Below are 17,040 nucleotides of genomic sequence, written 5' to 3'. Positions count from 1 at the left end.
GGCCCGCGGCGTCTCGGGTGGGGTGAAGGAACGACGCCAGTCGCGATCGCGGCGCCTGGAATTCAGGCCGCGCTGGCCTATTGCGCCGGATCGCGACTGGCGTCGCTCCTACAAGCAATTCCAGGCGCTGGCCGGAGCGCGACGGTTGTCGTGGGAGCGACGCAAGTCGCGATCGGGCGCTCCGGCGGGCGACGCACGGCCTGCAAATACCGCGTGGCCGGGATCGCGACTGGCGTCGCTCCTGCAAGACCGGCGGCGTCTCGGGTGGGGTGTAGGAGCGACGCGAGTCGCGATTGCGGCGCTCGATTCATCCCCGCCGCAGCCAGCGTACCCCTTGCCCGGCCATCTTGCGGCGCAGCCAGGCGAGCTGGGTCTGCAGGGGCAGCTCCTTGGGACAGAGGTCGTTGCAGGCGAGCAGGCTCATGCAGCCGAAGATGCCCTCGTCGTTGCCGACGAGCTCGTAGAAGTCGGCGTCGTCGCGCGTATCCGCCGGGTCGAGGCGGAAGCGCGCGATCTTCTCGAGACCGACCGCGCCGACGAAGCCCTCGCGCATCTGCGCGGTGGCGCAGGCGGCGATGCAGCAGCCGCATTCGATGCAGCGGTCGAGCTCGTAGACCGCCTCGGCCAGCGCCGGCTCCATGCGCGCCTCCAGGCGATCGAGATCGGGCTCCGCGTCGAGATGCACCCAGGTCTGCAGGCGCTCGGCGAGCTCGCGCATCCAGCTCCCGGTATCCACCGACAGGTCCGCCACGAGGCGGAACACCGGCAGCGGATAGAGGCTGAACGCCGCCTGCAGCGTGCTCGTCAGCGTGCGGCAGGCCAGCCCGGGGCGGCCGTCGATCACCATCGCGCACGCCCCGCACACGCCGGCGCGGCACACGAAGTCGAAGTTGAGGTCGGGCGCCTGCGTGTCGCGGATCGCGTTGAGCGCGATGAAGAGCGTCATGCCCGGCTGCTCGTCGAGCTCGTAGTCGACCAGGCGCGGCACGCTCCGGGGGTCGCGCGGGTTGTGGCGGAAGATCGAGATCTTCAGGCGGCGGCTCATCGCGGCGCTCCCTCTTCGATGTCGGCGATGCGTTCGTTGTCGCCTCGATAGCGTTCGGGCAGGCGTGCGCGGAAATCCAGCAGCGCGGCCTGCAGCGGGGCACCCCCCGCGCCTTCGAGACGGGCACGGATGGACTCGAGCTCGGCCTCGCGCAGCGCGGTGGCCGGATGCTCGACGATGTTGCGCGTGCCATAGCCGCGGAATCCGGGCGGCAGCTCCATGCTCTCGACCCGGATCGGCTCGTATTCCAGCACCGGCGTGGCGGCGCCCACCGGCCACCAGGCCAGCGTGCGCCGCAGCCAGTCGCGGTCGTTGCGTGCCGGGTAGTCTTCGCGCGCGTGCGCACCGCGGCTCTCGCGGCGCTCGAGCGCGCCCTGCGCGGCGCACAGCGCCAACGCCAGCATGCGCGGCAGCCGGTAGGCGGCCACCAGCTCCGGATTGGCGTCGAGGTGGCGGCTGGCGATGCCGACCCGCTGCGCGCGCGCGTGCAGGTCGACCAGCGTGGCGACCGCCGTGCGCAGCCCCGCCTCGTTACGGAACAGGCCGACGTGCTCGGTCATGGTCGCCTCCATCCCGCGCCGCAGCGAGGCGACGTTGTCCGCGCCCGGCGCGGGCGCCGGACGCGCCGCGATCGCCTCCAGGGCAGCGCGCTCGCGGCCGACGAAGTCGCGCGCCAGCCCGGGCGACAACTGCAGCGCGCCGGCGTGCGACTCCACAAAGTCGGCGACGTACTCGCCCACCAGCATGCCCGCCACCACCGTCTCGGCGAGCGAGTTGCCGCCGAGGCGGTTGAAGCCGTGCAGGTCCCAGCACGCCGCCTCGCCCACCGCGAACAGGCCGCGCAGCGAGGGCGACTCGCCGCGGTGGTCGGTGCGGATGCCGCCCATCGAGTAGTGCTGGGTCGGCCGCACCGGGATCCAGTCGCGCGCCGGGTCGATGCCGAGGAAGTGGCGGCAGATGTCCTTCACCTCGCGCAGCTTGTGGTCGATATGGGCGGCGCCGAGCACCGCGATGTCCAGCCACAGGTGCTCGCCGGCGGCCGACTTGACGCCCTTGCCGCGGCGCATGTGCTCGGCCATGCGCCGCGAGACCACGTCACGCGAGGCGAGCTCGGCCTTCTCCGGCTCGTAGTCGGGCATGAAGCGGTGGCCGTCGACGTCGCGCAGCAGGCCGCCGTCGCCGCGGCAGCCCTCGGTGACGAGAATGCCGGCGGGCACGATCGCGGTGGGGTGGAACTGCACCGCCTCCATGTTGCCCAGGCGCGCCACCCCGGTCTCGAGCGCGATCGCAGCCCCCATGCCCTCGTTGATGATCGCGTTGGTGGAGATGCCCCAGATGCGGCCGAAGCCGCCCGTGGCGATCACCGTGGCGGCGGCCAGGATGGCGTACAGCTCGCCCGTCTCCAGGTCGCGCACCACCGCGCCCTGGCAGCGCCCGCCGTCGTGGACCAGCGCCACCGCCTCGCTGCGGTCGCGCACCGGGACGCGCTCGGCCACCGCGCGGTCGCCGAGCGCGTAGAGCATGGTGTGGCCGGTGCCGTCGGCGGTGTAGCAGGTGCGCCACTTGCGCGTGCCGCCGAAGTCGCGCGCGGTGATGAGGCCGTGGGCCTCGTCGCGCTCGGTCAGCGTGACGCGCTCGCCGTTGATGACCACCTCGTGGGCGCCGCGCTGCACGCGGTTCCAGGGCACGCCCCAGGCCGCGAGCTCGCGCACCGCCTTGGGCGCCATGTGGGCGAACATGCGCGCGACGAGCTGGTCGCAGCCCCAGTCCGAGCCGCGCACGGTGTCGCCGAAGTGCACGTCCTCGTTGTCGCCCATGCCCTTGAAGGCGTTGCCCAGGCTCGCCTGCATGCCGCCCTGCGCCGCCACCGAGTGCGAGCGCTTGGCCGGCACCAGCGACAGCACCTCGACCCGCAGCCGGCGCCTTGCCGCGCCCACCGCGGTGCGCAGGCCGGCCAGGCCGCCGCCCACCACCAGCACGTCGGTGTATTCGATCCTCATCGCGCCTCCTCCACCGCAGTCGGGCTGCGCTGCCAGGTCGGTACGTAGCGCTCGCCGGCGCGCGGCGCATGCTCGATGCCCATGCGGATCTCCGCCAACAGCGTGGTCAGCCCCAGCGTGAGCAGGAAGGCGATCAGGCCCCACATCGCCAGCTTCAGCCGGCGCCGCGTCGTGCGCGCGTCGCGGCCCTCGAACCAGCCCCACTTCACCGCCAGGCGGTACAGGCCCACGCTGCCATGCACCTCGACTGCGAACAGCAAGGCGAGATAGAGCGGCCAGAAGCCGCCGGTCCACACGCGATCGGCGGACTCGTAAGGGCCGATGAGGTCGGGATGCATGAACATGGCGTACAGATGCACCGGCGCGAGGAAGAACATCGCGAAGCCGGTCGCCACCTGCACGAACCACAGCGTCGTGTCGCCATGGCGCAGACGGCTGCCGTGGCGCGCGGCGATGCGGTACTGGCGCCAGTCGGCGGGAAACCTGCGCAGCGCCAGCAGCGCATGCAGGGCGAACAGGAGCGCGATCGAAGCGACGAAGGCCGTCACCAGCCACGCCTGCGGACGCGGCAGGAAGAAGTAGCCCTCGAAGAAACGCGCCACCGCCCACGCGAAGTCCGCGCTGATCAGGATCGCGGACACGAAGCCCATGTGCAGCCACATGAAGAGGGCGAGGGCGAGGCCGGACAGGCTCTGGAGCAGATCCAGGCGTGCCGGCCAGGGCGAGGCGGCCGAAGCTGCGCAAGGTCGCGGGAGCGTCATGAAGATGCGATGTGCAGGACAGGCAGCACACTATACAACGGATGCCGCAGTGCACAACCCAGATCGCCGCGCCCGACGCCGCGCAAAGTCTCATTCAGTGGATTAAGTCACGCCCCCCGTTGCCGCAATGCAACAGCCCGAAAGGCGAAGCGCGCCGCCGCGCACGAAGCTGCGCGCTCCCGACGCCTACAGCGGCCTGGTCAGCCGCAGGCGACGAATAACGCCGAGGAACAACGCGCCCACCACGAGCAGCGCCGGCAGCGGGGGCTCGGGCACGAAGGCGGTGCGCACCTCGCGGTACATCTCGTCCGCGAGGATCACATGGGCGGCCGCCGACGGATGCACCACGTCCCAGAACAGATGCTCGTCCGGATTCGAGCAGATCGTCGGTGCGGGCGCACCGGGCGTCGGCGCGATGTACAGCCCCTGCAGGCAGGCCGTGTCGATGTCGGTGAAGCCGTTCGCCGCGGGATCGCGGACGACCTCGTCGAGCAGCCCGAACGCATCGAAGCGCAGCACCTCGAGTGCGGGGATGCCGGCGAAGGACTGCAAGGCCTGGTCGATCGCCTGGTTGAACGCGATGCTGTACTGGCGGGCGATTCCCTGGGCCTGCGCACCGAAGGCGGCCACCACCGGCAGCGCGCCGATGTCCGGCACCGTGGGCACGAGGAGCTGGCGCGCGCCCAGGCCGACCAGCCCGCCGATCACGCCGGCCACATCGCCGACCGCCTCGGCCAGCCGCGCACCGGCCGCGGCGGGGCCGCTCAGCTGGGCGAGCCGGAGCACGTCCTGCAGGTCGTTCGCACCGGCCCAGACCAGATACAGCGCCGACGCGTCCGCAGCGCCACCGGCGAGCCCGTCGCGGTAGCCCTGGAACTGTCCGGTCAGGCTGAAGGACGCGAAGTTGGCGGGCCACACGAGCGGCGGCAGGCCGTCGGGGCCGACATCGAAGGAGTGGTAGCGCGAGCGCGCCCCGCCTACCGCATGGTTCGTGCCGCCCGGCAGCGCCGCCGGAGCGAGCTCCCCGGGAAGGCCGAGCCTGTCCCAAAGGCGCTCCGCGTATACCGGGCCATTGGTGAAGGTTTCCTGCTCATAGGGGGGCGACACCGGGATCGGCAAGCCGAAGGTCACCGGATTCGACGGATTCGAAGTCCAGGCATACAGGTTGCCGTTGTCCGAGAGGCTGTCGCCGAACACGTACAGGCTGGACGGCACGGCCGCCGCGCTTGCGGACAGCATGCACAACACGACGCTCGACACCGCCATCGCGGCTGTGCGACGGCTCGGTTTGCCGGGTAGGGCCATGACGCTCCTCCAGTGGGTGGCGAGGCTGGCTCCGGTACCCGGGCGCCATCCGTGAACAGACTTCATCCAATATATGCCATGCAGGCCGATCCGCAAGCCTCGCGTACGGTGCGCGCGAAGTCGCCGTCGCGGCCGCGCTGCTAGAATGCGGGCACGCCACCGACCGGAGCAGCCCGGATGTCCCGCCACACCAAGATCGTCGCCACCCTCGGCCCCGCCTCGTCCGACCTCCTCACCCTCGAGCGCATGGTGCACGCCGGCCTCGACGTGGTGCGGATGAACTTCTCCCATGGCAAGCCCGAGGACCACGTCGCCCGCGCCGAGACCATCCGCGACGCCTCCGCGCGCGCCGGCCGCCCGATCGGCATCCTCGCCGACCTGCAGGGCCCCAAGATCCGCGTCGGCAAGTTCGAGGAAGGCCGCGTGACGCTGACCCGCGACGCGCCCTTCATCCTCGACGCCCGCTGCGAGCTCGGCAACGTCCAGCGCGTCGGCCTCGACTACAAGGACCTGCCCAAGGACGTGAAGCCGGGCGACGTGCTGCTGCTCGACGACGGCCGCCTCAAGCTCACCGTGCAGCGCGTGCTCGGCCACGAGATCCACACCACGGTGAAGGTGGGCGGCGAGCTGTCCAACAACAAGGGCATCAACCGCCAGGGCGGCGGGCTCACCGCGCCCGCGCTCACCGCCAAGGACATGGACGACATCCGCACCGCCGCGCTGATCGGCGTGGACTTCGTCGCGGTGTCCTTCCCCAAGAGCGCAGCCGACATGTACATGGCGCGCCAGCTCATGCGCGCCGCCGGCTGTTCGGCGCTGCTGATCGCCAAGATCGAGCGCACCGAGGCGGTGGCCAACCTCGACGAGATCCTCGACGCCTCCGACGGCATCATGGTGGCGCGCGGCGACCTCGCGGTGGAGGTGGGCGACGCCGCGGTGCCGGCGCTGCAGAAGAAGATGATCCGCGCTGCGCGCGACCGCAACAAGCTCACCATCACCGCCACGCAGATGATGGAATCCATGATCACCAGCCCGGTGCCCACCCGCGCCGAGGTCTCCGACGTGGCCAACGCGGTGCTCGACGGCACCGACGCGGTGATGCTGTCGGCCGAGACCGCCGCCGGCAAGTACCCGGTGGAGGTGGTCGAGGCCATGAGCCGGGTCTGCCTGGAGGCGGAGAAGTCCTACGACACCGGGCTCGACCGCGAGATGCTCGACCGCGTGTTCACCCGCATCGACCAGTCGATCGCGATGGCGGCAATCTGGACCGCCTACCATCTCAAGGTCAAGGCGATCGCCTCGCTCACCCAGACCGGCTCGACCGCGCTGTGGATGAGCCGCCTGATCGCCGGCGTGCCGATCTACGCGCTCACCCCCGAGGTCTCGGCGCGCAACCAGATGACGCTCTACCGCGAGGTCCATCCGCTGCTGATGAGCCAGACCCACCAGGACCGCGACGTGCTGCTGTGGGAGGCGGAGCAGGTCCTGCTCGAGCAGGGCGTGGTCGATTACGGCGACCTCATCGTGCTCACCATCGGCGAGCCGATCGGCAGCGCGGGTGGCACCAACACGCTCAAGATCGTGCGCGTGGGCGAACACCACCGCCCCGGCACGCTCGACGACCCCGTCTGAATACCCGTCCGCGACGGGAGACACGGTCAGCGTCCCCGCGCACACGCTAAAATAGAATTTTCGATCGTCCGGCCGCCCCGCCCGGCGGCCTTTTCCGGAGAGATTCCATGCCCCTCGTTTCCATGCGCCAGCTGCTCGACCACGCCGCCGAACACAGCTATGGCCTGCCCGCCTTCAACGTGAACAACCTCGAACAGGTGCAGGCGATCATGGAAGCGGCCGCCGAGTGCGACGCCCCGGTGATCATGCAGGCCTCGGCCGGCGCGCGCAAATACGCGGGCGAAGCCTTCCTGCGCCACCTCATCGATGCCGCGATCGAGGCCTATCCGCACATCCCGGTCGTCATGCACCAGGATCACGGCCAGTCGCCGGCGATCTGCATGGGTGCGATCCGCTCGGGCTTCTCGAGCGTGATGATGGACGGGTCGTTGCTGGAAGACGGCAAGACGCCCTCCTCCTACGAATACAACGTCGCCGTCACCCGCGAGGTGGTCAAGTTCTCGCACGCGATCGGCGTCAGCGTCGAGGCCGAGCTTGGCTGCCTCGGCTCGCTCGAGACCGGTCAGGCCGGCGAGGAAGACGGCGTCGGCGCCGAGGGCACGCTCGACCACAGCCAGATGCTCACCGACCCCGACCAGGCCGCCGACTTCGTCAAGCAGACCGACTGCGACGCGCTCGCCATCGCCATCGGCACCAGCCACGGCGCCTACAAGTTCACCCGCAAGCCCACCGGCGACATCCTCGCCATCGAGCGCGTCAAGGCCATCCATGCCCGCATCCCCAACACCCATCTGGTGATGCACGGCTCCTCCTCGGTGCCGCAGGAGCTCCTCGAGATCATCCGCCAGTACGGCGGCGACATGAAGGAGACCTACGGCGTGCCGGTCGAGGAGATCGTCCAGGGCATCAAGTACGGCGTGCGCAAGATCAACATCGACACCGACATCCGCCTCGCCATGACCGGGGCGATCCGCAAGTTCATGTTCGAGAACCCGTCGAAGTTCGACCCGCGCGAGTACAACAAGCCCGCGCGCGAGGCCGCCAAGCTGGTCTGCAAGGCGCGCTACGAAGCCTTCGGCTGCGCCGGCATGGCCTCGAAGATCAAGCCCGTCGCGCTCGACAAGATCGCGGCGCGTTACAAGGCCGGCGAGCTGAGCCAGATCGTGCGCTGAACCAGCGCGGAGCACATGCTTGAAGCGACGACCGCGCCAGCTGGCGCGGTCGTCGCTTCAAGCGGCCGTGGATCCATTGTCTTCGATCGCGTCGCCCTCATCCAACCCGCCGCCGACTGCTCTGCGAGCCACCATGTCCTCCCTCTTCGAACAGCACCCCCTGCGCCAGACGCTCAGCGACGAGGTGCACGCGCGCCCGCCGGTGCCGCTGGACACCCCGGAATTCGTCACCTACCTCGCCTTCCTGCACCACGAAGGCAGCGCCGGGCGCGAGGCGGACCACCTCGCGGCGCTGGCCGGGCAGCTCGGCCAGCCCGCGCCGGACATCGACTCGGGCCACGTGCTGCTCGAGGCCGAGGGTTTCCGGCTGAAGTGGGAGCGCCACAACGAGTTCTCCAGCTACTGCTTCTTCCGCCGCATCGAGCCCGACGACAGCCCCGACGACTACGCCCTGCTGCACGTGCCCGCGGCCTGGCGCAAGGCCATCCCCGGCCTGCTGATCGCCGCCACCCACATCGAGCTGCGCGACGTCGGCGAGATGCCGCTGGAGACGGTGCTGCACCAGCAGTCGCGCCACGGCCAGGCGCTGGTCGCCTCCGGCGTCTCGGACGGCGCCGGCTGGGTGCTCACCGACTTCCACCTGCACGACGGCTTCTCGCACTTCCTGCTGCTCGACAAGGGCTTCACCCCGCGCCAGGCCGGCCGCATCGCCCAGCGCCTGGTCGAGATCGAGACCTACCGCGTCATGGCGCTGCTCGCCTTCCCGGTGGCCAAGGACACCGGCCGCCTGGTCTCGCGCGCCGAGGACGAGCTCGCCGACCTCATGGACGGCATGGGCCGGTCGCGCAGCGCCGAGGACGACCGCGCGGTGCTCGCCCGCCTGTCGCGCCTGGCCGCCGAGGTCGAGCGCTCGGTGGCGCGCACCACCTTCCGCTTCGGCGCCGCCGCGGCCTACTACCGCCTGGTGCGCCAGCGCATCGACGACCTGCGCGAACAGCGCCTGCCCGGCTTCTCCCCGATCGGCGAGTTCATGGACCGCGGCCTCGTCCCCGCGATCGACACCTGTACCTCGATCGCGCGCCGCCAGGACGACCTCTCCGGCCGCATCGCACGCAACTCGCAGCTGCTGCGCACCCGCGTCGACATCGAGATCGAGCGCCAGAACCAGGAGCTGCTCGCGCAGATGAACCGCCGCGCCAAGATCCAGCTCCACCTTCAGGAGACCGTTGAAGGGCTGTCGGTGGTGGCGATCACCTACTACGCCTCGCAGCTGGTGAACTACGTCGCCAAGGGCGCAAAGCACCTGATCGAGCCGCTGACGCCGGAGGTGCTCACCGCGGTGTCGATCCCGGTCATCGCCGGTATCGTCTACATGGGGCTGCGGCGGATGCGCAAGCTGCTCGGCACGGAAGAGGACGGCCAGGCCCACCTGTAAGGTGGCCGGCGGCGGGCGCCGCCCCTCACAGCAGCACGGCGTCGAGCGGACGGCGCAGGGATCGGGGCATCGCCGGCCCCCTGCCGAAACGGATCACCAGATCCGGCCGGCCGTTCGTGATGCCCAGGTCGGCGGCAAAGGCGGGGCGCAGCGTGGCGAGCTCGACCGGCTGGTTGAGATGCGCCGTGCGGACGCCGATCGCGGTCGCCTGCAGCGCAAAGCGCTGGAAGCAACGCCCCGCCTCGATCCAGTGCGCGCGATCGTCGCGCTCCGAGACGAACACCGCGATCCCCGCGGCGCTGCGGACCTGCCGCTCGTACTTGTCGTTCTCGGCCGCCTCGGTGAAGAAGGCATCGAACAGCAGGCCGCCCAGCCAGGCGGGGGCCGCGGGATTTCCGGACGCCCCTGCGAACAGGCCGTCGCCGGTGCGCGCCGCATCGCTGCCGTTGAAGCGGATCCACGCCTTCAGCTCGCGCACGAACGCCGGGTCCCGCATCTGCGCCGTGTTCCCGGCGACGACGAACTCCAGGACGCGTTCCAACGCCTGCGCCCCGGTGAGCAGGCGCACGCTCACGCCCCTGCCCGAGCCGGCCGCCTCGAGCCGCCGCAGCTCCTCGTTCGAAAGCGGCCGCGAGTCGAACTCGCCGCGGGTCGATTGACGCTGCGGAATGGCCTCGAACAGGGCGGTTCGTCGGCTCGGCGCGGGCGCCAGCGCGCAGTTCAGGACCTCGGCGGCCTCCCCGTCGAAGGCGGCCTCGCAGTGGAAGCCCATCGCCGGCGCCGCCTGCACGATGTTCTCGGCAGCGCAGCCCAGGCTGACGAAGAGGTGGTGATCGTCGGGATCCACCACCGGGCAGCGCCGCGAGTAGTCGGGGAGAATGGAAACCGACCGCTCCGCCAGCGCGAACTTCCAGCACTGCGTGTTGTGGCTGGACGGCGCAAGGGTGGCGTAGCGCACGAGCTCGCGCAGTGCCGCACGCGTGTCCCGCTGCGCCGGCTCGCCATGGCGCCACGTCGTACCCGCTGCTGCCTCGTAGACCGCCACGCTCTGCCGATGGGAAAGGACGCCGGCCCCGCCCGCCACCCCCAGCCCGGCCAGCGCCGCGGCGCCGATGAACCGTCTTCGCTCCATGCCCCGCCTCCGTCCGACCACCCAATCTCCAAGGCAGTCTGGACGCGCCTGCGGGCAGGCGCGAGACCGCCTGCGCCGCCTGCGCCCCCACCGCCCGCCAAGCCCGACGCGCGCGTCCGGGCACGCGCGGAACCGCGCCCCACCGCGACGGTCTTCACGGCATGTCCACAGCCGGAGCCGCAAGCATGTCGCACCATTCCGGACTCCGCCGCCGCCTCGTCCTCGGCGGCAGCGCCACCCTGCTCTCCGCGCCGCTCGCCGCGGCGCAGCGCGTGCTGACGCCGAGCCAGATGCCCGGCCCCTTCTACCCGGTCACCCCGCCGCTGCACAAGGACAACGACCTCACCCGGGTCGAAGGCCGCAGCGGTCGTGCCGCCGGGCAGATCGCCGACCTGTCGGGCCGCGTGCTCGACCTCGACGGCCGCCCGCTGGCCGGCCTGCGCGTGGAGATCTGGCAATGCGACGCCAACGGCCGCTACCGCCACCCGCGCGATCGCGCCGAAGTGGAGGAGGACCCGGACTTCCAGGGCTTCGGCCACACCGTCACCGACGCCGACGGGCGCTACCGCTTCCGCACCATCCGCCCGGTGCCCTATCCCGGCCGCACGCCGCACATCCACGCCGCGGTGTTCCAGGAAGGCGGGCGTCCCTTCGTCACCCAGATCTATGTCGCCGGCGAACCGCTCAACCAGCGCGACGGCCTCTTCATGCGCGTGCCCGAGGCGCTGCGCCCGCTGCTGCTGGCGGACTTCGTCGCGGCGGACGATCCTATCGCCACGCTGGCGGCGGAGTTCGACTTCGTGCTGGCGCCGGCGCTGGCGGGACTGTTCGAGGCGAGCACGGCCTGAGGCTCTCCGGGAGACCCGCAGGCCGGGCCGTTCGCGGTCTTTCGTCCTCGTGCTACGAGCACACGCGACATTCACCGTGACGACGTCGCGGTCCGGTGCCAAGGTCTCGGCGCGCCTACAGCTTCACGATGGACAGCGGCGTACCCGACACGAGTTCCACGCCGCCAGCCCTGACCTGCAGCGTCGGCCCGCCGCTGACGACGTACTGCTTGTGCCCGCTCCAGCCCGCATAGCATCCCGCCTTCGAGACGCGCGACCTGTCATGGGTGAAGATTCCCTGCAAACCCGCGATCGCATCTTCGGTCGACATCTCGTCGAGCGGCCGGCCCTTGATCGTGATCGGCCGCTTTGCGCCCAGGGCCTGGGCCACGTCCTCGGTGATGCCATGCGATCCGGCGAGCATTTCGCCATTGATGAGCCAATTGCCGAGCATCACCTGCGGGAAGAGGATGTTCTTGAAGACATCGAAGACCGCCCCGGCCGTCGTGATGTGCTCCTTGTGGTCCAGCGCCACCGTGGCCTGAATGGTGAACCAGACCGCGCCCGTGCTTCTGGAGAAGGTCTGGGCGGGCTCGGTCAAGCCCCAGTACAGCGGACTCAGCATTCCGAGCGAGATCTCCAGCGGCCAGATCGTATCGTTCCTGATGTCGAAACCTGCCATGGCGAAGCTCCCTGTTTCTGGCGTTTGATGATTCCAGCGCTCCTTCTGCATCGACGCCGACTGATGCGGCCGGGAATGCACCCGCAGTTTGGCGGATGGATGGGACCAAGCAAATGTCGGCGCTGGCGGAACGGCATGAGCCGTGACCAATGCGTTCCCAATTGAACCTGGCCGGCTACCAGCTGACACTCTCGGGCTCGCTCCATTCGAGGCTGGCGCCCGTCCATGAATTGGTGCCGCCGCGATACCAAATGACATCCTTGTAGCCCGCCTTGAGCGCATGCAGCGACGCGTTGTAAGACAGCCAACACTCTGAGCTGATGCAAAGAAAAACCAGAGGACGGGTCTTGTCACCGCCAGTCAGTTTCTCCAAGGCTGCGGCAAATCTGCTTTTCTCCGCGGCGAAAAATCGCCCATCGCCGGCACCCGATAACCAGAAAGCTCCAGGAACAGATTTTCTGGTCTTCGAATCAAGCACATCAACCACCACAACGTTGTTGCTTGCATCAAGAAGCGCCTTGAGTTCGAGCGTCCTTATCACCCCAGGGCCTCCGCACTCGGAATGCATTTTCCCTGACCGCATATCCACCTGAAAATAGTCGTTCACATTCAACGCCTTATGCATTCATCTTGTAAACCCTTCGAAAATCACGTCTACTCTCGTCTTTTGGGCGAAGAGCGTGAGTGCGGCGCAAAGGGGTTCCCTGATGAGTTGTCTGGACGAAATCGATGATCCGCGCAAGCCGAGCAACGGCACCTTGCACGACTTCCGGGAGATCCTGGTGATCCTGATCGCCGCCGTGCTCTCGGACTGCGACACGGTCGAGGACATCACTTTCTGGGCACGCACCAAGCAGGCGTGGCTGCGTCGCTTCCTCGTGCTCAAGAACGGCATCCCGTCCGAGGAGACCTTCCTTCGGATCCTGCGTGCGCTCGATCCGAAGCAGTTCGAGAACATGTTCCGGCGCTGGGTGGGCGGCGTGGTCGGTGCGCTCAGCGACGATGCGGGCCTCGCCGGCACGATCGCAATTGACGGCAAGACCGTGCGCGGCTCGGGCAGCGGCGGCGAGAGCGCGATCCACATGGTCAGCGCCTTCGCCACCGAGTTGGGACTGGTGCTCGGCCAGGAGAAGGTCGCCGCCAAGAGCAACGAGATCACCGCGATTCCGGAGTTGCTGGAGGCGCTCTCGATCAAGGGGCTGCTGGTCACGATCGACGCCATGGGCTGCCAGAAAAGCATTGCCAAACAGATCGTTGCGAAGAAAGGCGACTACCTGCTGATGGTCAAGGGCAACCAGCCCAAGCTGCTCGAAGCGATCGAGACCGCCTTCATCGATCAGCACGGCGTCGAGTCGGTCGACCGCAGTTCGCTGGTCGAGCGCGGCCACGGCCGCACCGTCGGGCAGATCGCCTCGGTGCTCTCGGCCAAGGGCATCGTCGATCTGGCCGACTGGCCCAAGTGCGTGACGATCGGGCGCATCGACTCGATGCGGGTGGTCGGCGACAAGCAATCCGATCTCGAGCGGCGTTACTACATCAGTTCGCGCGCACTGAGCGCCGAGCAACTGGCGGCAGCGGTACGTGCGCATTGGGGTGTGGAGAACCGGCTTCATTGGATCCTCGATGTCAGCTTCAGCGAGGACGCCAGCACGGTGGCCAAGGACAACGCGCCGCAGAACCTTTCGCTGCTGCGCAAGATCGCGCTCAACATCATCCGTGCCGACAAGACCGACACGCGCAAGAGCAGCCTTCGGCTCAAGCGCAAGGGGGCGGCGTGGGATGACGGGGTGCGGGAGCGCATGCTGGGGATCCGGGCGATATGCTAGGCGAGTGCGGAGGCCCTGCTTATCACCCGCGCGCCAGGAATGGACGTTGGCGTGGGAGCATGAGGGCGGCCGCTCCTTGGTTCCGTTGTGGGTTCGACGTTCCAATCCTTGTCTTCAAAGGAAAAGGCGGTGTTTGGCTGTGGTAACGGAGGAAATGGCACTTGCCCGAAAACGAGAACTGGGAAAAAGCCAATGAGGGAAAAGACAAGTGCTCGAATCATGACCACCTCAAAATAAAATCAAAGATCCAACCTGCGAGCTCGGCGGCGCTGCGCGACTCGATCGCGTAGCGTCCCGCGGATCGCTGCATTTGATTCCACCTACTGCTTGACTACGGCTGCCGAGAACGTTTTTGTCTTGTTACCTCGTGCAAGTTCTGCCTGGCTGTCCGCTGCAATGGCACGGACGGTAAATTCATAGTCGTGGCCGAAGCTGGAAAAATTGGGCGGGCAAGGACCCCTGTAGTTCTTCAATGCCCCCTCAGGGATTGAAGCCTGTGGGCTACCGTCATGTGCCACGCTACCTCCCCCATGGTCAAAATGGCGGGCATCGTGATCAACCAGCGTAATCGAAAGCGTCGTTGTACCCTCTGGAATTCCGGCGACCTCGATACTTGGGGATGTTGAACTGCATCGATGAGCACGCTTCCATTCCCAATCGACAGTAAGACCTGACTGCGCAAGAGCGGGCAGAGCGGAGGTGAGAACGGCAGCGAGTAGTACCTTACGCATGCTTGCTCCTTCGGGCAGGATTGAGAAATCGAACATGGTGGTCACCGTCGCTGCGCGGCTCGATCGCGCAACGCCGCGGGGACCGCGGTGTTCGTCTCGGAACGAGCCGCCCGCCCCGCCGCGGTAGGCCTTGCGCTTGCTCGACGAGATGCGGGAACGCGTTCGGCCCTAGCATTGCAGCTTGCGAACCGGACAGCAATACGTTTATTGGGTACGCGTTCGTGCGCTTCCCCGCGCTACGCCATCCTCGCGAGATGGGCGCCGCTGCGGTCGAAGACGCCGGTCCGTGTCCCACACGGTGCTGTCACGGGAGGAGCTCAGCGCGTTGCCGCGCCCTCCCCTATAATCCCGGCTTTGCCAGCAACCCGAGGCCCCACCGTGGCGACGCCCATTTTCGAGACTTCCATCCAGAGCCTGCCGCTGCTCGGCCGCGGCAAGGTGCGCGACATCTATGCCGTCGATGCCGACAAGCTGCTCATCGTGACCAGCGATCGCCTGTCGGCCTTCGACGTGGTCCTGCCCGACCCGATTCCCGACAAGGGCCGCGTGCTGGTGGCGCTGGCGAACTTCTGGTTCGACCGGCTCGGCCACATCCTGCCCAACCAGCTCACCGGCATCGACCCCGAAACCGTCGTCGCCCAAAACGAGCGCGAACAGGTGCGCGGGCGCGCGCTGGTGGTCAAGCGCCTGAAGCCGCTGCCGATCGAGGCGGTCGTGCGCGGCTACGTGATCGGCTCGGGCTGGAAGGACTACCAGGCCACCGGCGCGATCTGCGGCATCGCGCTGCCGGCGGGCCTGCAGCAGGCGGCGAAGCTGCCGGCACCGATCTTCACGCCCTCGTCCAAGGCCGATATGGGCGAGCACGACGAGAACATCTCCTTCGCGCAGGCGCAGGCGCGCTGCGAGGCGCTGATGAAGGACGCGCTGACCGGCACCGGCAAGACCGGCGCCCAGCTCGCCGACGAGGCGCGCGCCGCGGCGATCGCGCTGTATTCCGAGGCGGCCGAGTTCGCCGCGACCCGCGGCATCCTGATCGCCGACACCAAGTTCGAGTTCGGCATCGACGCCGCCGGCACGCTGCACCTGATCGACGAGGCGCTGACCCCCGACTCCTCGCGCTTCTGGCCGGCGGACGGCTACCGCGAGGGCATCAGCCCGCCCTCCTTCGACAAGCAATACGTGCGCGACTACCTGGAGACGCTGGACTGGAACAAGGCGCCGCCGGCACCGAAGCTGCCCGCCGAGGTCATCGAGCACACCGCGGCCAAATACCGCGAGGCCTACGAACGCCTGACCGGCCGCAAGCTGGACTGAGCGCCGCGGGCGCACAGGACGTCGACAAGGGGCGCCCCACGGGGTGCCCCTTGTTCCTTTCTGCGTCCATCCGAATCGGCCGCAGGTTTCACGAACCCGAGCCGCCCGCTGCTGGGGACCGTGCCGCGCGCAGCATAGCCACGCCCTATCTGGATAAAGAATAGCTCTCATTCGCGAACTCTTCGCGCCTGTCCTATTCTAAGAACACGACCGCCCGAGGCATCACGCGCACTTTTCCATGCGCGTCGATCCCATCCACGGACGACACGTCAAACATAACGAAGAACCTGCGGAGACGATCATGGACAAGCCCTACGACTCGCTGGATCAACATTTCAACCTGCCCCAGATCCGCTCCGTCGGCACGGAGCGGCCGCTGCAGTGGCTGCGCATGGGCTGGAACGACATGCGCGAGAACCTCGCCGCAAGCCTCTCCTACGGCGTGATCCTGGCTGCGATCGGCTACCTGATCCTGTCCTACGCGGCGGACAAGCCCTATCTGTTCATGGCGGCGATCTCGGGATTCATGCTGGTCGGCCCGATCGCGGCTGCGGGTCTGTACGAGATTTCGCGTCACCACGAGAAGGGAGAGAAGGTCTCCTTCGCCGCATCGGTACGGGGGCTCGTCCGCAGTGCCGACGGTCTCGCGATGTTCGGCGCCTTCCTCGCCATCGCACTGATCGCCTGGGAGCGCATCTCGGCCATCCTGTTCGCGCTGTTCTATCGGGGCGAGGTCAGCAACGTGACGAACTTCGTCAGCGGCATCCTGGGGTCGGGCGACAACCTGTACTTCCTCGCCGCCTACGTCGTCGTCGGCGCCGTGCTGGCGATCGTCGTGTTCTCGCTCTCCGCGATCGCGATTCCGATGGTGCTGGACCGCGACACCGACACCATCACTGCGGCGATGACCAGCCTGCGCGCGGTGCAGACCAATTTCGACACGATGATGCTGTGGGCCTTGCTGATCGTCGTCCTGGTCGGCATCGGCTTCGCCACCATGATGATCGGCATGGCCGTCCTGCTGCCGCTGGTGGGTCACGCCACCTGGCACGCCTATCGCGACGTGGTCCGCTGAGTACACGCAGTTCAGGCGGCGGCGGGCGTCGTACGCGGCGCCCGCCGTCTTTTTTGCGGCAGAATAGCCGCCTTGCCCGGCGAGGCCGGAACGAACAGACAAG

The 17,040-nt window shown here is 68.3% G+C and carries 15 protein-coding genes; 7 read left to right on the top strand and 8 right to left on the bottom strand.

Translation table 11 applies throughout. The annotated features are described in order from the left end of the window. Positions 1-307 precede the first annotated feature (307 nt). The 4 genes from ACZ5PP_RS19880 to ACZ5PP_RS19865 all read right to left on the bottom strand — a co-directional run bounded on the left by ACZ5PP_RS19880 (position 308) and on the right by ACZ5PP_RS19865 (position 5,111). Positions 308-1,045 (bottom strand): fumarate reductase iron-sulfur subunit, encoded by a 738-nt coding sequence (locus ACZ5PP_RS19880; protein WP_464826519.1) that lies wholly within the window; start codon positions 1,043-1,045, stop codon positions 308-310. Further along, positions 1,042-3,045 carry a fumarate reductase flavoprotein subunit gene (locus ACZ5PP_RS19875; protein ID WP_464826518.1) on the bottom strand — a complete coding sequence of 668 codons (2,004 nt, stop codon included), beginning with the start codon at positions 3,043-3,045 and terminating at the stop codon, positions 1,042-1,044. Before ACZ5PP_RS19875 ends, ACZ5PP_RS19880 begins: the two co-directional genes overlap by 4 nt. Next, entirely contained in the window at positions 3,042-3,806 is a 765-nt protein-coding gene (locus tag ACZ5PP_RS19870) for a fumarate reductase cytochrome b subunit (protein ID WP_012585047.1), read from the bottom strand. The genes ACZ5PP_RS19875 and ACZ5PP_RS19870 overlap by 4 nt, the downstream gene beginning before the upstream one ends. A gap of 186 nt (positions 3,807-3,992) precedes the next feature. Further along, positions 3,993-5,111 carry an SGNH/GDSL hydrolase family protein gene (locus tag ACZ5PP_RS19865; RefSeq protein ID WP_464826517.1) on the bottom strand — a complete coding sequence of 373 codons (1,119 nt, stop codon included), beginning with the start codon at positions 5,109-5,111 and terminating at the stop codon, positions 3,993-3,995. Positions 5,112-5,288: 177 nt separating this feature from the next. Between ACZ5PP_RS19865 and pyk the strand changes: the two genes are divergently transcribed. The 3 genes from pyk (at position 5,289) to ACZ5PP_RS19850 (ending at position 9,350) form a co-directional block, all read left to right on the top strand. Next, a complete protein-coding gene (gene pyk / locus ACZ5PP_RS19860) occupies positions 5,289-6,743 on the top strand; it encodes a pyruvate kinase (RefSeq protein ID WP_004299849.1) in 1,455 nt (484 codons plus the stop codon). A gap of 107 nt (positions 6,744-6,850) precedes the next feature. Then, positions 6,851-7,915, top strand: coding sequence for a class II fructose-bisphosphate aldolase (gene fba, locus ACZ5PP_RS19855; protein ID WP_004299846.1), 1,065 nt, complete (start codon positions 6,851-6,853; stop codon positions 7,913-7,915). Between the two features lie 133 nt (positions 7,916-8,048). Then, a complete protein-coding gene (locus ACZ5PP_RS19850; RefSeq protein WP_464826516.1) occupies positions 8,049-9,350 on the top strand; it encodes a DUF3422 family protein in 1,302 nt (433 codons plus the stop codon). Positions 9,351-9,375: 25 nt separating this feature from the next. Here ACZ5PP_RS19850 and ACZ5PP_RS19845 read toward each other — a convergent pair whose 3' ends face one another. Further along, complete coding sequence (locus tag ACZ5PP_RS19845; RefSeq protein ID WP_464826515.1) at positions 9,376-10,482, bottom strand: Acg family FMN-binding oxidoreductase; 1,107 nt, start codon at positions 10,480-10,482, stop codon at positions 9,376-9,378. Between the two features lie 185 nt (positions 10,483-10,667). Here ACZ5PP_RS19845 and ACZ5PP_RS19840 point away from each other — a divergent pair, with 185 nt between their 5' ends. Then, positions 10,668-11,330 (top strand): dioxygenase family protein, encoded by a 663-nt coding sequence (locus ACZ5PP_RS19840; RefSeq protein WP_004299840.1) that lies wholly within the window; start codon positions 10,668-10,670, stop codon positions 11,328-11,330. A 115-nt stretch (positions 11,331-11,445) separates the two neighbouring features. Here the strand turns inward: ACZ5PP_RS19840 and ACZ5PP_RS19835 are convergent, their stop codons facing one another. Both ACZ5PP_RS19835 and ACZ5PP_RS19830 read right to left on the bottom strand, forming a co-directional pair. Continuing rightward, positions 11,446-11,991, bottom strand: coding sequence for a hypothetical protein (locus ACZ5PP_RS19835; RefSeq protein WP_004299838.1), 546 nt, complete (start codon positions 11,989-11,991; stop codon positions 11,446-11,448). Positions 11,992-12,166: 175 nt separating this feature from the next. Next, complete coding sequence (locus ACZ5PP_RS19830) at positions 12,167-12,598, bottom strand: rhodanese-like domain-containing protein (RefSeq protein WP_464826514.1); 432 nt, start codon at positions 12,596-12,598, stop codon at positions 12,167-12,169. Positions 12,599-12,698: 100 nt separating this feature from the next. On the opposite strand from ACZ5PP_RS19830, the gene ACZ5PP_RS19825 reads away from it, so the two are divergent. Continuing rightward, a complete protein-coding gene (locus ACZ5PP_RS19825) occupies positions 12,699-13,817 on the top strand; it encodes an ISAs1-like element ISTha1 family transposase (RefSeq protein ID WP_464826513.1) in 1,119 nt (372 codons plus the stop codon). Positions 13,818-14,137: 320 nt separating this feature from the next. On the opposite strand, the gene ACZ5PP_RS19820 is transcribed toward ACZ5PP_RS19825, so the two are convergent. Further along, positions 14,138-14,584, bottom strand: coding sequence for a YbhB/YbcL family Raf kinase inhibitor-like protein (locus tag ACZ5PP_RS19820; protein WP_464827071.1), 447 nt, complete (start codon positions 14,582-14,584; stop codon positions 14,138-14,140). 342 nt (positions 14,585-14,926) lie between these two features. Here ACZ5PP_RS19820 and ACZ5PP_RS19815 point away from each other — a divergent pair, with 342 nt between their 5' ends. Then, the gene (locus ACZ5PP_RS19815) at positions 14,927-15,862 is read left to right on the top strand and encodes a phosphoribosylaminoimidazolesuccinocarboxamide synthase (RefSeq protein ID WP_464826512.1); all 936 of its coding nucleotides are present in this window, start codon (positions 14,927-14,929) and stop codon (positions 15,860-15,862) included. 301 nt (positions 15,863-16,163) lie between these two features. Then, positions 16,164-16,937, top strand: a complete 774-nt coding sequence (locus ACZ5PP_RS19810; protein WP_464826511.1) for a DUF2189 domain-containing protein — start codon at positions 16,164-16,166, stop codon at positions 16,935-16,937. The last annotated feature ends 103 nt before the right edge of the window (positions 16,938-17,040 follow it).

The organism is Thauera sp. DNT-1 (genome assembly GCF_055393985.1).
The sequence above is the reverse complement of the archived record's forward strand: the minus strand, read 5'-3'. Positions and strand labels throughout refer to the sequence as shown.